This window comes from Bradyrhizobium iriomotense, from assembly GCF_018129405.1.
In the GTDB taxonomy this organism is placed as follows: domain Bacteria; phylum Pseudomonadota; class Alphaproteobacteria; order Rhizobiales; family Xanthobacteraceae; genus Bradyrhizobium; species Bradyrhizobium iriomotense_B.
This window is the reverse complement of record NZ_JAFCLP010000003.1, coordinates 89088-104139: the sequence shown is the minus strand read 5'-3', so window position 1 is coordinate 104139 and position 15052 is coordinate 89088. Positions and strand designations below refer to the sequence as shown.

Annotated in this window: 10 protein-coding genes; 4 read left to right on the top strand and 6 right to left on the bottom strand. The window is 65.0% G+C overall.

Going from position 1 to position 15052, the window contains the following annotated elements; translation table 11 throughout:
- Positions 1 to 256: 256 nt before the first annotated feature.
- From JQ592_RS09630 to JQ592_RS09615, 4 genes are read right to left on the bottom strand one after another with little or no spacing between them, the layout of a single operon-like run.
- Positions 257 to 2473 (bottom strand): FAD-dependent oxidoreductase, encoded by a 2217-nt coding sequence (locus JQ592_RS09630; RefSeq protein ID WP_211402640.1) that lies wholly within the window; start codon positions 2471 to 2473, stop codon positions 257 to 259.
- A gap of 18 nt (positions 2474 to 2491) precedes the next feature.
- Entirely contained in the window at positions 2492 to 3700 is a 1209-nt protein-coding gene (locus tag JQ592_RS09625; RefSeq protein WP_211402639.1) for an acetyl-CoA C-acetyltransferase, read from the bottom strand.
- Positions 3701 to 3757: 57 nt separating this feature from the next.
- Positions 3758 to 5548 carry an acyl-CoA dehydrogenase C-terminal domain-containing protein gene (locus tag JQ592_RS09620; protein WP_211402638.1) on the bottom strand — a complete coding sequence of 597 codons (1791 nt, stop codon included), beginning with the start codon at positions 5546 to 5548 and terminating at the stop codon, positions 3758 to 3760.
- A 57-nt stretch (positions 5549 to 5605) separates the two neighbouring features.
- Positions 5606 to 5992 (bottom strand): nuclear transport factor 2 family protein, encoded by a 387-nt coding sequence (locus tag JQ592_RS09615; protein ID WP_211402637.1) that lies wholly within the window; start codon positions 5990 to 5992, stop codon positions 5606 to 5608.
- Between the two features lie 210 nt (positions 5993 to 6202).
- Between JQ592_RS09615 and JQ592_RS09610 the strand changes: the two genes are divergently transcribed.
- Positions 6203 to 6793 carry a PadR family transcriptional regulator gene (locus tag JQ592_RS09610; RefSeq protein WP_211402636.1) on the top strand — a complete coding sequence of 197 codons (591 nt, stop codon included), beginning with the start codon at positions 6203 to 6205 and terminating at the stop codon, positions 6791 to 6793.
- Positions 6794 to 7105: 312 nt separating this feature from the next.
- The gene (locus JQ592_RS09605; RefSeq protein ID WP_211402635.1) at positions 7106 to 10528 is read left to right on the top strand and encodes a tetratricopeptide repeat protein; all 3423 of its coding nucleotides are present in this window, start codon (positions 7106 to 7108) and stop codon (positions 10526 to 10528) included.
- Between the two features lie 40 nt (positions 10529 to 10568).
- On the opposite strand, the gene JQ592_RS09600 is transcribed toward JQ592_RS09605, so the two are convergent.
- Positions 10569 to 11969, bottom strand: coding sequence for an LssY C-terminal domain-containing protein (locus JQ592_RS09600; RefSeq protein ID WP_211402634.1), 1401 nt, complete (start codon positions 11967 to 11969; stop codon positions 10569 to 10571).
- 222 nt (positions 11970 to 12191) lie between these two features.
- Between JQ592_RS09600 and JQ592_RS09595 the strand changes: the two genes are divergently transcribed.
- A complete protein-coding gene (locus JQ592_RS09595) occupies positions 12192 to 13109 on the top strand; it encodes a sulfite exporter TauE/SafE family protein (RefSeq protein WP_211402633.1) in 918 nt (305 codons plus the stop codon).
- A complete protein-coding gene (locus tag JQ592_RS09590; RefSeq protein ID WP_211402632.1) occupies positions 13106 to 13876 on the top strand; it encodes a TIGR02186 family protein in 771 nt (256 codons plus the stop codon). The genes JQ592_RS09595 and JQ592_RS09590 overlap by 4 nt, the downstream gene beginning before the upstream one ends.
- Positions 13877 to 14061: 185 nt before the next feature.
- Here the strand turns inward: JQ592_RS09590 and JQ592_RS09585 are convergent, their stop codons facing one another.
- Positions 14062 to 14973 (bottom strand): DMT family transporter, encoded by a 912-nt coding sequence (locus JQ592_RS09585; RefSeq protein WP_211402631.1) that lies wholly within the window; start codon positions 14971 to 14973, stop codon positions 14062 to 14064.
- Positions 14974 to 15052 lie beyond the last annotated feature (79 nt).

Below are 15052 nucleotides of genomic sequence, written 5' to 3'. Positions count from 1 at the left end.
CCTATGACAATTGCGCGACGCCGCGGCAGCGGAGACTCTGGCACGGTTCCTATCCGGAATCTGTGAGCGGTTCCACAACCTGGAACAAATTGGATGCAACCGTGAGGATGCGCAAAAGCAAAAGGGCCGGATCAGTGATCCAGCCCTTGTCGTTGTCGCGTAGCCCGGATGGAGTGAAGCGCAATCCGGGATCTTTGCATGCGGCGAGATTGACCCGGATTTCGCTACGCTCCATCCGGGCTACGAAGTCAAACGATCAGGCAGCTGCCGCCTTCTTCGGCGCGAACCGCCCGTAGAAGGTTTCCCCCTTCGCCGCCATCTCCTCAAGCAGCTTCGGCGGGGTGAAGCGCGAGCCGTACTTCGCCTCGAGCTTGTGGCAGAGCTCGACGAACTTCTTCGTGCCCATGAAATCGATGTAGGACAGCGTGCCGCCGGTGAACGGCGCGAAGCCGAAGCCGAGGATGGAGCCGACATCCGCCTCGCGCGGGTCGGTGATGACGTTGTCCTCAACCGTGCGCGCGGCTTCCACCGCCTGCACCACCAGGAAGCGCTGCTTCAGCTCCTCGATGTCGAGTGTATCGGGGTCGAGCTGCTTCGGCTGCAGCGCGGACAGACCCGGCCACAGGCTCTTCTGGCCCTTGCCCTTCTCGGGGTAATCGTAGAAGCCCTTGCTGTTCTTGCGGCCGAGACGGCCCTGCTTCTCGACCATCTCCACCATCAGCTTCTTCTGATCGGGATTGATGGCGTTGGGGCCGAGATCGGCTTCGGTCGCCTTCATGATCTTGAGGCCGAGATCGAGCGCGACTTCGTCGGACAGCGAGAGCGGGCCGACCGGCATGCCGGCCATCTTGGCGCAGTTCTCGATCATCGCCGGCGGCACGCCTTCCAGGAACATCTCGTTGCCTTCGGCGACGTAGCGGCCGACGCAGCGATTGGCGAAGAAGCCTCTGGAGTCGTTGACCACGATCGGCGTCTTGCCGATCTGACGGACATAGTCGAGCGCGGTCGCCAGCGCGACATCGCCGGTGTTCTTGCCGAGGATGATCTCGACCAGCATCATCTTCTCGACCGGCGAGAAGAAGTGGATGCCGACGAACTTGCCCTGGTCCTTGAAGCTCTCGGCCAGCGAGGTGATCGGCAGCGTCGAGGTGTTCGACGCGAAGATCACGTCCGGCTTCAGATATTGCTGCGCCTTGGCGAAGGTCTCGGCCTTGACCTTGCGGTCCTCGAACACGGCCTCGATCACGAGGTCGACGTCCTTCAGCGCCGCATAGTCGGCGGTCGGCGTGATGCGCGCGAGCAGCTTCTCCGCATCATCAGGCTTGGCGCGCCCCTTCTTGATCTGGTCCTCGATCACCTTCTGCGCATGCGCTTTGCCCTTGTCGGCGCTTTCCTGGTCGCGGTCGATCAGGACGACGTCGAGGCCGGCGCGGGCCGAGACGTAGCCGACGCTGGCGCCCATGAAGCCGGCGCCGATCACGGCGATCTTCTTCACCTTGGTCGCGGGCACATCCTTCGGACGACGCGCGCCCTTGTTGAGCTCCTGCATCGACAGGAACAGGCTGCGGATCATCGCAGCCGCTTCCTTCGAGCGCAGCACCGAGGTGAAGTAGCGCGACTCGACGCGCAGCGCGGCGTCGATCGGCAGTTGCAGGCCTTCATAGACGCAGCTCATGATGGCGCGCGCGGCCGGATAATTGTCGTAGGTCTCGCGACGATAGATCGCATTGCCGGCCGGGAACATCATCATGCCGGCCTTGGAGAACACCGGGCCGCCCGGGAGCTTGAAGCCCTTTTCATCCCAGGGCGCGACGGCCTTGCCGCCGCCCTTGATCCAGTCCTTCGCGGCCTTGACGAGGTCGGCGGCGGGAACGATGGCGTGAATCAAATTCAGCGCCTTGGCCTTCTCGACCGTGACGGGATCGCCCTTGAGCAGGATGGTCATCGCATCCTGCGGCGGCACCAGGCGCGGCACGCGCTGCGTGCCGCCGGCGCCCGGAAACAGGCCGACCTTGACCTCGGGCAGGCCGAGACGGGTCTTGGGATTTTCTGCCGCCACGCGATAGTGGCAGCACAGCGTGATCTCGAAGCCGCCGCCGAGCGCGAGGCCGTTGATCGCGGCCGCCCACGGCTTGCCTGATGTCTCGATCGAGCGCAGCACCTGCGAGAAGCGGCGGCTCTGCTCGAACAGCATCTGGTTCGCGGCGGTCTCGCCCTGCTCCTTGAAGACTTTTGCGTAGGCCTGGTTCATGCCTTCGAGCATGGACAGGTCGGCGCCGGCGCAGAACGCTTCCTTGGCGGAGGTGATGACGACGCCCTTCACCGCGGCATCAGCCGTGGTTGCCTTGACGATCGCGTCGAGCTCATTGGTCGAGGTTTCGTCGAGCACGTTCATCGAACGGCCCGGGATGTCCCAGGTGACGAGCGCGATGCCGTCGGAATCGGTCTCAACCTTGAAGTTCTTGTAAGTCATGTTGGTTGCTCCCTACCCTTAGACGCGCTCGATGATGGTCGCGGTGCCCATGCCGCCGCCGATGCACAGCGTGACGAGGGCCGTGGACTTGTTGGTGCGCTCGAGCTCGTCGAGCACGGTGCCGAGGATCATCGCGCCGGTCGCCCCTAACGGATGGCCGAGCGCGATGGCGCCGCCATTGACGTTGATCTTGGCATTGTCGATGTCGAAGGCCTGGATGTAGCGCAGCACCACGGAGGCGAAGGCCTCGTTGAGCTCGAACAGGTCGATGTCCGACTTCTTCATGCCGGAGCGCGCGAACAGCTTTTCGGTGACGTCGACCGGACCGGTCAGCATCATCGCAGGCTCCGAGCCGATGTTGGCGAAGGCGCGGATTTTTGCGCGCGGCTTCATGCCATACTTGGCACCCGCCTCCTTGCTGCCGAGCAGCACGGCACCGGCGCCGTCGACGATGCCGGAGGAGTTGCCGGCGTGGTGCACGTAATTGACGCGCTCGATCTCCGGGTGCGACTGGATCGCGACACCGTCGAAGCCGCCCATCTGCGCCATCATCGTGAACGACGGCTGCAGCTGTGCCAGCGACTGCATCGTCGTCGAAGGACGCATGTGCTCGTCCTTGGCGAGGATGGTGAGGCCGTTGATGTCCTTCACCGGCACGACCGACTTGTTGAAGCGGCCCTCGTCCCAGGCCTTGGCGGCGCGCTGCTGGCTCTGCACCGCGTAGGCGTCGACGTCGTCGCGCGAGAAGCCATACTTGGTCGCGATCAGATCGGCCGAAACGCCCTGCGGCATGAAATAGGCCGGCACGGCCATCGAGGGGTCCATCGGCCAGGCGCCGCCGGAGGCGCCGATGCCGACGCGGCTCATGGATTCGGCGCCGCCGCCGATCACCAGCTCATGCTGGCCGCTCATCACTTGCGCGGCAGCAAAGTTCACGGCGTCGAGGCCGGAGGCGCAGAAGCGGCTGATCTGCACGCCGGGCACGGCTTCGCCGAGACCGGCCTTCAGCGCGGCAAAGCGCGCGATGTCGGAACCGGCTTCGCCGACGGGATCGACCACGCCGAGCACGACGTCGTCGACCGAGTCTTCCGGCAGGTTGTTGCGGTCCTTCAGCGCCTTCAGCGGCACGCTAGCGAGCGCGAGCGCGGTCACTTCGTGCAGCGCGCCGTCCGCTTTGCCGCGGCCACGGGGGGTGCGGACGTGATCGTAGATGAATGCCTCAGGCATGACGCCCTCCTGATGTGATGTTTGAAAGCTATTGGGAAACGGCGGCGGGAGCGGGCCTCAGAACGCTTCCGCCGGCAATTCCATGATGGTGGCGCAGCCGGACTGGATGCGCGCGAGATTGGCCGCGGTCTCCGGCAGCATCCGCTCCATGAAGAAGCGGCCGGTGACGAGTTTCGTGGAGAGATAGGGCGTCGCCCCGCTCTCGGCAATCTTCGCCTGCGTGACCTTGGCCATCTTCGCCCACATGTAGCCGAGCGCGACGAAGCCGAAGAGATGCATGTAGTCGGTCGCGGCTGCACCGGCATTATCCGGCTTCATCATCGCGTTCTGCATCAGCCAGGTGGTGGCCTGCTGCAGATGGCCGAGCGAGGTCGAGAGCGGGGTGATGAAGGGCTTCATCGCCTCGTCGCCGCCGTTCTCCTTGGCGAAGGCCATGACCTCGCCGAAGAAGGCCATGATGGCGCGGCCGCCGTCGCGCGGCAGCTTGCGGCCGACGAGGTCGAGCGCCTGGATGCCGTTGGCGCCTTCATAGATCATGGCAATGCGCGCATCGCGCACGAACTGCTCCATGCCCTGCTCGGCGATGTAGCCGTGGCCGCCATACATCTGCTGCGCCTGCACCGCGTTGGCAAAACCGTACTCGGTGAGGAAGCCCTTCAGCACCGGCGTCATCAGGCCCATGTGGTCGTCGGCGGCCTGGCGGTCCTTGGGGTCTTCGGAGCGATGGGCGACGTCGCTCTTCAGCGCGGTCCACATCACGAAGGCGCGCGCGGCCTCGTTGAAGCCGCGGATCGAGAGCAGCGTGCGGCGCACGTCGGGATGCACGATGATCGGATCGGCCGCCTTGTCCGGCGCCTTGGCGCCGGTGAGCGCGCGGCCCTGGATGCGCTCGCGGGCATAGGCGACCGCGTTCTGATAGGCGACCTCGGACTGCGCGAGGCCCTGCACGGCGACGCCGAGCCGAGCCTCGTTCATCATCACGAACATGCCCTGCATGCCCTTGTTCTCTTCGCCGATCAGCCAGCCGGTGGCCTGGTCGTAGTTCATCACGCAGGTGGAATTGCCGTGGATGCCCATCTTGTGCTCGATCGAGCCGCAGACGACGCCATTGCGCGCGCCAACCGAACCGTCGGCGTTCACCAGGAATTTCGGCACCACGAACAGCGACACGCCCTTGATGCCGGCGGGTGCGCCCTCGATGCGGGCGAGCACGAGATGGATAATGTTGGGCGCGAGGTCGTGCTCACCGGCCGAGATGAAGATCTTGGTGCCCGTGATCTTGAAGCTGCCGTCGGCCTGCCGCACCGCCTTGGTGCGGAGCATGCCGAGATCGGTGCCGCAATGCGGCTCGGTGAGGTTCATGGTGCCGGTCCATTCGCCCGCCACCATCTTCGGCACGTAGGTCTGCTTCTGCTCGGGCGTGCCGTGCACGAGAAGTGCCGCGGTCGCACCCATGGTGAGGCCGCCATACATCGAGAACGCCATGTTGGCGGAGATCTGGAATTCGTTGACGGCTTGCGAGAGCGTCACCGGCAGGCCCTGGCCGCCGAACTCGGTCGGCGCCGACAGACCGAGCCAGCCGCCTTCGGCGACCTGCTTGAACGCGTCCTTGAAACCCTTCGGCGTGGTGACGCTGCCGTCGTCCGTGCGCTTGCAGCCTTCGAGATCGCCGACGCGGTTCAGCGGCTGCAGCACCTCTTCGGCGAGCTTGGCGGCCTCGCCGAGGATCGCCTCGCGCACGTCGCTCGATGCATCGGAGAAGCCCGCCAGATTGTCGTAACGGTCGATCTGGAAGACGTCGTTGAGCAGGAAGTTCACGTCTTCGACAGGGGCTTTATAGATCGGCATGGCGTTCTCCCGGCATTGGCCTTGAAGTCATTGGGCCTTGAAGTGATGATGTTGGGCTTATGATTGGGCGGCGGCAAGCTGCTCCGCCATCAGGCGGTGCAGCATGTTGATCGCCTTGAGCGGACGCACCATCACCTTGAAATGCGTGATGCGTCCCTCGGTATCGAAGGTGATGATGTCGACACCGTTGATCTCGATGCCGTCGATCACGTTCTTGAATTCGAGCACGGCGCCGTCAGCGCTCTTCCACTCGCCGACATAGGTGAAGCCGGGACCGCCGAGCACCTTCTCGGCGCTGGAGAGGTATTTGAAGGTGATGTCGCGGCCGCGCTGCGGCGAATGCACGACGGGGCTTTCGAACACGGCGTCAGGATGCAGCAGGTTCCAGAGCGCGGTGCGGTCATGGGACTTCATGTAGGCGTACCAGGAATCGAGGCCGGTCATTCTCGGGTGCCTCCCTAAAGGGCTTTCCAGGAGCCTTGGCAAAAAAACGCGAAAACAACCCCATGCACAGTAGCGCCCAGCTTGATTTCGCTGGGTTTTCGGGTGGGGTCTTTGGCCCCATCCTTGAGCCTCATATGCACATTGACGCATATGCGCCGATGCGCATAAAGTCAAGCAGATTGGTCAGAGATCGAGAACAGGAGGCCGGTCATGGCGCTGGGCGACGCAATCCTCGCATGCCTGACAGAACGTCCGATGACGGGCTACGAGCTCGCCAAGACGTTCGATTCCTCGATCGGCTTCTTCTGGAAGGCCGACCACCAGCAGATCTACCGCGAGCTCTCCAAGCTGCGCGACCGCGGCTACATCCAGGGCCGCGAGGTCGTGCAGACAGGCAAGCCGAACAAGCTGGTTTATACGCTCACGCCCGAAGGTAGAACAGCGCTGCGGCACTGGGCCGCGCGGCCAAGCACGCCGGCCTCGACCAAGGACGACCTGCTGGTTCGCCTCCATGCGCTCGACAGCATCGACATCGAGCCGCTGCGCACCGACCTGATGGCCCGCCTGGAGCACCACCGCGACCGCCACGCCAATTACGAGCGCATCCTGAAGAAGCGTTTTCCGGACGGCACGGCGGAAGGCCGGCTCGACCTCGGCAACCTGCTCCTGCTCCGCTTAGGGGCCCGCCACGAGCAGATGGTGGCCGATTTTTGCGAGGAGGCGCTCGCGGCGCTGTCGACGATGAGCGGCAAGGCCGCGGTGGTGCCGATCGAGGATGGCAAGCGCGAGGGGAAGGGCTGAGGGGGCGCTGGTCTGTAGCCCGGATGGAGCGCAGCGTAATCCGGGGTCTTCGCCCCGAGCACCGCTGACCCCGGATTGCGCTGCGCTCCATCCGGGCTACGCACCTTCGCGGGACATGACACCGATGAAGGTTCCCGCCGCCCAACTTTAAGACACCCGCGCCGCATTCCTTAACCCGTTATTTACCGTAACAGGAAAAAGTCGGTTTTCGAGGCAGACGACCCGCGCCAAATTCGATTGTCTTTGCAACCGGCACGCGTGGGGAGGCTGGAGGCGCCGGGTGGGGCGCCGGAGTCGGAACCGGACAGAGTCATGAATTCGCGCGTATCGTGGAGTGTTGATGGCATCGATCCATCCGTGAGGGAGCGGGCCGAAGCTGCTGCGCGTCGTGCGGGCATGTCACTCAACGATTGGCTCAACTCCACGCTCGGCGAGACTGCGCCGCCGAACTTTCGCGGACCTTACGATCAGCGTCAGGATCAACGTCCGCAACACATGCCGAGCCAGGAGAGCCGCGAAGTCGCCGACATCCACCAGCGGCTCGACGCGATCACCCAGCAGATCGAACGGATTTCAAAGCCCGCCCCGCGCCAGGACTCTTCTCGTGAAAGAGATGTCTCGCGCGAGCATGGCGTCGCGCGCCAGCTCAACGACGCGATCTCGCGGCTCGACGCGCGGCTGTCGCAAATCTCCCGTCCGCAGCAGCCGCAGGCGCCGCGGCCGGCACCAGCGCCGTCACCGGTTGAAGCGCGTCAGCGTCAGGCCGATGCAGTCGAGCGCGCAGCCACACAGGTCTATCGCAGCTCACCACCCCTGAGCCCCGCGTCGTTCGACGTTGCGGTCGCCGAGATCACCGCGCGCCAGAGCGAGCTCGACGGCTTTACGCCCCGGCAGATGCCGCCGCGCGCCGCGCCCTCGATTGCACCCGCAGCACCGTACGCGCCGACCATGGCACCAATGGCGCCGCCCGCGCCTGCCTATGCTCCGCCGCCACCGCAGCCGGGGCCCGATTTCTCGTCGCTCGAGCGCCACCTGCTCAAGATCACGAGCCAGATCGAAGCGCTGCAGCGTCCTGACAATACCGAGCAGGCCATCAATGCCTTCCGCAGCGAGCTTGCGGAAATTCGCACCGCCATCACCGAGGCGATGCCGCGGCGCGCGATCGAATCGATCGAGAACGAGATCCGCTCGCTGCATCGGCGCATCGACGAGACCCGCTCCAACGGCACCGACGGCCAGGTTCTCTCCGGCATCGAGCGCGCGCTGTCCGACATCAAGCAGGTGCTGCGCACGCTGACGCCGGCCGAGCAGCTCACCGGCTATGACGAAGCGATCCGCAATCTCGGCGCCAAGCTCGATCTGATCCTGCGCGCCAATGACGATCCCACGACGGTGCGCCAGCTCGAAGGCGCGATCGCGGCACTGCGCGGCATCGTCTCCAATGTCGCCTCCAACGAGGCGCTGGCCCGGCTGTCCGAGGACGTGCAGCTGCTGTCGTCCAAGGTCGACCAGATCACCCGTTCGTCCGGGCACAGCGACAGCTTCGCGGTGCTGGAGCAGCGCATTGCCGCGCTCACCGCAGCGCTCGAAACCCGCGAGCGGCCGCAGCCGCCCGAAAGCACCGAGCATCTGGAAGCCGCGATCCGCGCGCTGTCGGACCGCTTCGACCGCATGCAGGTCGGCAACGATTCCGCCTCGACCTTCGCGCATCTCGAACAGCGGGTCTCGTATCTCCTGGAGCGGATCGAGGCCGCCGCCGATCCGCGCAACGGCAATTTGAGCCGCGTCGAGGACGGGCTGCACGACATCCTCAGGCACTTGGAGCGGCAGCAGGCGACCTATTCGGCCCTCGCCGAAAGCCGCAACTCGGCGCCGCCGGTCGATTCAGGCGTGGTCGATCTCGTCAAGCGCGAGCTCTCCGACATCCGCTTCAGCCAGGCCGAGACCAACCGCAGCACCCAGGACTCGCTCGACGCCGTGCACAGCGCGCTGGGCCATGTCGTGGATCGCCTCTCCATGATCGAGGGCGATCTGCGCGCGGTGCGCACCGCGCCGCCGGCCCCTGCGCCGCACCCGATGCCGATCGCCGCGCCGATGGAGCCCGCGCCGGTGGCGCGTGAGCCACAGCAGCAGGCACAGCCGCCGAAATACGATCCGAAGCCGGAGCTGCCCAATCCCGCCGCCGCACACACGGCGCATTCTGCCTTCGTCGCCGCGCCGCGCGAATTCCATGCCGCTGCCCCCGCAGCGCCGCCGCCGATGCCGCCGCCTGTTCCGCCGCGCGCGATCAGCGAGATCCTGGAGCCGCATACGGCGCCCGCGCGCGCCGCGATCGCGCCGGAATTGCCTCCGGATCATCCGCTCGAGCCGGGCACACGGCCGGGCGGCCGCGTCGCCACGCCGTCGGAGCGCATTGCGGCGTCCGAAAGCGCGATCAGCGAAATTCCCGCCGCACCGAAAGAGCCGGTGTCGTCGTCGAGCTTCATCGCCGCCGCGCGCCGCGCGGCCCAGGCTGCCGCCGCGCAGCCGCCCGAGAAGCCGGCCCGTGGCGCCAAGGCCGCGATCGCCCGCGCCAAGGACAAGGCCCAGGAAGGCGGCTCGACCATCACCTCGAAGATCCGCTCGCTGCTGGTCGGCGCGAGCGTGGTCGTGATCGTGCTCGGCACCTTCAAGATGGCGATGAACCTGCTCGAAGGCGGCAGCGCGCCGCCGGCGCCGCAGGCGATGCAGGATATTCCGAGCCAGCCAGCACCGCAGGCCGCACCACCGCCGCCGGTCGAGATCAAGCCAACCGCGCCCGAGCAGATCACGCCGTCGATGACCTCGCCGACGCCGATCGGGCGGCAATCGCAGAACAATGCCGCGCCGGCGCCCACTCCCAATTCCGGCAGCTCGGCCTCGGTTGAAATCCCGCAGGCGCCTGCCGCAGCAGTGCCGCCGCCTGCTGCGAGCAGCGACGTCACCGGCGCGCTGTCCGGCAGCAGCCGCGCCCGGCTCGGCCTCATCCAGGTGCCGCCGAGCGAGAAGCTGCCTGACGGCATCGGCGGCCCTAGCCTGCGCACCGCTGCGATGAAGGGCGATGCGACCGCGGCCTACGAGATCGGCGTGCGCTTTGCGGAAGGCAAGGGCGTCGCCACCAATTACGATGAAGCGGCGAAGTGGTACGACCGCGCGGCGCAGGCCGGCGTTGTGCCCGCGACCTTCCGCCTCGGCACGCTCTATGAGAAGGGCCTTGGCGTGAAGAAGGACGCCGACATCGCGCGCCGCTACTACACCCAGGCCGCCGAGCGCGGCAACGCCAAGGCGATGCACAATCTCGCGGTGCTCGATGCCGATGGCGGCGGACGCGGCGCCAATTACAAGAGCGCGGCGCAGTGGTTCCGGAAAGCTGCCGATCGCGGCGTCGCCGACAGTCAGTTCAACCTCGGCATCCTCTATGCCCGCGGCATCGGCGTCGAGCAGAACCTCGCCGAGTCCTACAAATGGTTCAGCCTCGCGGCTGCGCAGGGCGATGCGGATGCCGCCGGCAAGCGTGACGATGTCGCCAAGCGCCTCGACCCGCAATCGCTCGCCGCCGCCAAGCTCGCGATCCAGACTTTCAGCGCCGAGCCGCAGCCTGATGATGCGGTCAACGTCCCCGCCCCGAACGGCGGCTGGGACAGCGCGCCGCAGGCGACCGCAAAGCCGGCGCCGAAGCCGGTGGCGGCCAAGCGCTCGGCCTCAGCGGCGCACTGAAGCGCGATGCGATAGCGCTCCGCGAACAGGGTCCCTCGCACTACGGCGGCGTTTCCCAGGCAAGCCTGTCGATCTTGCCGAGCGGCGTTATTTGATTCGACAGGAATATGACCGCGCGCAATCCATCGGTGTAATAGGGGTCGCCTGTCAGATTTGCACGCGGTGCGGATGGTGGTGCGGCTCCGACACCATTGACGTAACCGAATCGCTCGCTGAATCCGGACATGATTAGATCCTGAAGAAAATAGGCCCGATCGAAATCGACGTCGGGCGCAATCTTGTGCGTGGTCAAATTCCACGTCTGATCGGTCAGGCGGACACCAATATCCCGGCTCACATGGCCGACCCACACCCTTCGATTATCGAAGGTGTACGGCGTCAGCCAAAAACGGGCGTGAATGCGCTCATTGATGGTGGACCGGGCTTTCTGAACGACGACGTCTTCCCTGCGGCCGAACACATAAAGCGGGCTCACGGGCGACGTCTGATACGGATCTCGAAGCAGGAAAGCGCGCGCGGTCTCGATCGCGCTTGCAAAATCGAGCTGTCTGGCAAGGTGCCATCCGCGGGCAATAAGAGGGACGATGGGGTCTTGCTTGCTTTCGATGATGACGAGATTGAGCGGATCACCATCACGTTTCCCCTCAGGCCCTTTAGTACAGCAGGCGAAGTTTGCAAATCTCTCCCGCAATGACGAAAGATCGAGTTCCTCGATCTTCGTGCCGGGATAGACTTTCTCGGCCCGAATATTGGTGCCGACAAATGGCGGCCCTGGAACCGACAGCGCAAGGTCGAAGCTCTCCACGCGGCTCTTCCCGACGATCATGATGTGCGCATATTTGATGCCGGCATCCAGAACCCCGTAGACGAAGCCTGTCGTCTTGCTGTGCGGCGCAAGGTCGCTCGGCATCTGGCGCTTGAGAAAGAATTCGTCACGGGCGCGGTTGGCGAACCATGACAGAGCGCCGTGGAATCTGTAGGAGACCTCATAGGCAGAATAATAATCGGGATCCATGGTGACCGGGAGAAGCGCCAATGCCTCATCGGTCTCGTTCTCGATCGACAGCCAGACGGGTTGAATGTTGTAGCCGGCCAGATTTTCACCAAAGCTCCTTTCGCTCTCATCCGCTCCGAGTGCGCTCGCACTCACCTTGATTCCCGGTACGGACTTCTGCTGGGCGCGGTTGATGAAACTTGCATCTCCGCTCGGATCTGGTGAAAACCGAAATGAGTTGACGACCGCTATCAACGTCAGCGCGAGAGCCAAAAACGCGACACTCAGGATCTTGTGCGCCCTGATCGTTTTGATGGGGTTGAGAAGAGCGACGACATTCTCGTTCATCTTGTCACCCGGCCTTTTCGTCAGGACGATGCGGATCAGGCTGCGTTCTCTATCTCGGTTATCGTCCCGGGCTGACGATGCTCGGCTGTTGATCTGCATCAACGTTTCGGCCCCTTTCGATGGCGGCAATCGCCAGTTTCGGGTGCCACAAAGGAGCACAAGGATGGGCATTCTCAGAGCACAGGTTTGTTGCGAAAAACGCCGCGCCGTGTTCAATTCGTTGTCCCGCGGCGCGGCGTTTTCGGCTATGTGAGGAGCGCGGCAATCGCTCGTCCTGCGCGAGCATTCCGCAGTCTTTGATCGTCCGCCGGACCAGGCTCGATGCAGCTTTATCTCCCGATCGCCGATCTTCCGGTCAACGTCTTCCTGGTGCTGGCGATGGGCGCGGCCGTCGGCTTCGTCTCGGGCATGTTCGGCATCGGCGGCGGCTTCCTGATGACGCCGCTCCTGATCTTCATCGGCATCACGCCGGCGGTCGCGGTCGCTTCCGTGGCGAGCCACATCGCGGCCTCCTCGTTTTCAGGCGCCCTCTCCTACTGGCGACGACGCGCGATCGATCCGGCGCTGGCGAGCGTCCTCTTATGCGGCGGCGTGACCGGGACGGCACTGGGCGTGTGGACCTTCACGCAGCTTCGCGCGCTCGGCCAGCTCGATCTGATGATCGCGCTGTCCTATGTCGTGCTGCTCACCACCGTCGGCAGCCTGATGTTCTCCGAGGGCCTGCGCGCCCTGATGCGGACCCGGCGCGGCGCGGTGCCGCCGCGGCGCACGCACAACTGGATCCACGGCCTGCCGCTGAAGATGCGGTTCAAGCGCTCGAAAATCTATCTCTCGGTGATCCCCGTGCTGATCGTCGGCACCATGATCGGCTTCATCGGCGCCATCATGGGCATCGGCGGCGGCTTCATCCTGGTGCCGATCATGATCTATCTGCTCAGGGTGCCGACCTCGACGGTGATCGGGACCTCGATGGTCCTCACCCTCGTCACCATGCTGGTCGCGACCCTGCTGCACGCGGTGACCAATCACCTGGTCGACGCCGTGCTGGCGCTGATCCTGATGGTCGGCGGCGTCACCGGGGCGCAGTTCGGGGCACGTGCCGGCCAGAAGATTCGCGGCGAGCAGCTGCGGCTGCTGCTGGGCCTGCTGATCCTCTCGGTCGGCGTCCGCTTCGCCATCGAGCTGGTGATCCGGCCTGAGGATCTCTTCACCATCCGTGAGGTGGGGGTGAGCACATGATGCGCACGCTCCTCGCAGCGCTTCTCGTCCTGCTGCTCGGCTCCGCCGCGCAGGCCGAGCGGCTGATCGTGTCGGTCTCCAACCATCGCGTCACGGTGACGCCGAATTATTCCGGCGAGGAGCTGGTGCTGTTCGGCTCGGTCGAGAAGGATGCGACGACGCCCGCCGACCGCACCGCCTACGACCTCGTGGTCACAGTGATCGGCCCGCGCGCCGACATGGTGACGCGGCGCAAGGAGCGCAAATTCGGGATCTGGATCAACACCGATTACCGGCAATTCCTGCAGGTGCCGAGCTATCTGGCGCTGTTCGCCAACCGTCCCTTCGACGCCATCACCTCGCCCGAGATCGCGCGGCGGCAGCAGATCGGGCTCAACAACGTGCTGCTGACGCAGCGGGTCAGCGGCGACTTTGCCGACGTGGTGCCGAACGATGCGTTCCGCTCGGCCTTCATCCGCCTGCGCACCGAGCGCGGGCTCTATCGCGAAGACCCGAGCGCGGTGACGTTCCTGACGCCGACAGTGTTCCGCACCGGCATTCCGTTGCCGGCGGAGGTGCCGATCGGCACCTATGAGATCGAGATCAAGCTATTCGCGAACGGCGCGCTGGTCACCAAGACCGAGACCGCCTTCGAGATCGTCAAGGTCGGCTTCGAGCAGTTCGTCGCGACGACGGCGCGGCAGAACGGCCTGATCTACGGCCTCGCCACCGCGGCGATGGCGCTGATGACGGGGTGGATGGCGTCGATTGTGTTCAGGAAGGACTAGCTGCGTACTCCGTCATTGCGAAGGCGCACGACAATCTCTCCACGTCGTCCTGGCGAAAGCCAGGACCCATAACCACCGGCCATCGTGATTGCGGGGACTCGGGGTTACCACTACGCGCCAAACTGCTCCCTGGGGTAATGGGTCCTGGCTTTCGCCAGGACGACGTTGAGAAATTTTTGCACGCCTTACGCCCCCGCCTTCGCCGGCCGCGTCACCAGATAGATGCCGAGCGCGACCGGGATGATGCCGAGCAGGTCTCGCGCCTCGACGTGCTCGCCGAGCACGATGTACGCGAACAGCATGCCGAGCGGCGGCATCAGGAAATGATAGGCGCTGGCGGCGGTGGCGCCGCAGACTTTCAAGAGATGAAACCAGAGCCAGTAGGCGAGGATCGAGCCGCCGAGCACGAGGAAGGCAAAGGCCCCGATCAGGCTCGGCGTGAATTCGATCGCGCGGACGTCGGCGAAGGTGAGCGCGACCGGCGTCAGCACGATGCCGGCAGCGAGGTTCTGCACGCCGTTGCCGATCCACAGGGATCCCTTCGGCGCCAGCAGCTTAAACAGAATCGTGCCGGCGACGATGGAGGCGAGCGAGGCCAGCGTGAAGACGATGCCGTGAGCGGAGTCGGTGCCGACCGACAGACGGTGCCAGACGATCGCCGTCACGCCGATGACGCCGAGCAGCAGGCCGGCCGCCTTGCGCCAGGTCATGCCTTCGCCAAGCAGCAGCGTGGCGAGGGCCGCCGTGAACACCGGATTGGCCGAGACGATCAGGCCGCCGAGACCGGCGGAGACCGATTGCAGGCCGGTGTAGCCGAGCCCGAGATAGAGCGCGTTGTTGGCGATGCCGAGCGCGGCGAAGATCGCGACATCGCGCCAGGACAGCGACCAGGCCTCGCCGCGCATGAGCGTTGCACCCAGGATCAAAATGCCGGCGAGCGAGAAGCGCGCGGCCAGCAGGATCAGCGGCGGGCAATGGGTGACCCCGATCTTGCCGGCGACGAAGGCATAGCTCCAGAGCAGGCAGAACAGGCCGATGGCGAGCGGCAGCGTGTTGAAGCGGCTGCGGGGTGCGGGAAGCGAGGTGGCGAGGGACATGAAGGCATTCTCGGATGTTTTTTCTTCTGGCCCTCGATCTAGGGACGCCGCTTGTCATTTGGAAATTAAATGATTAACT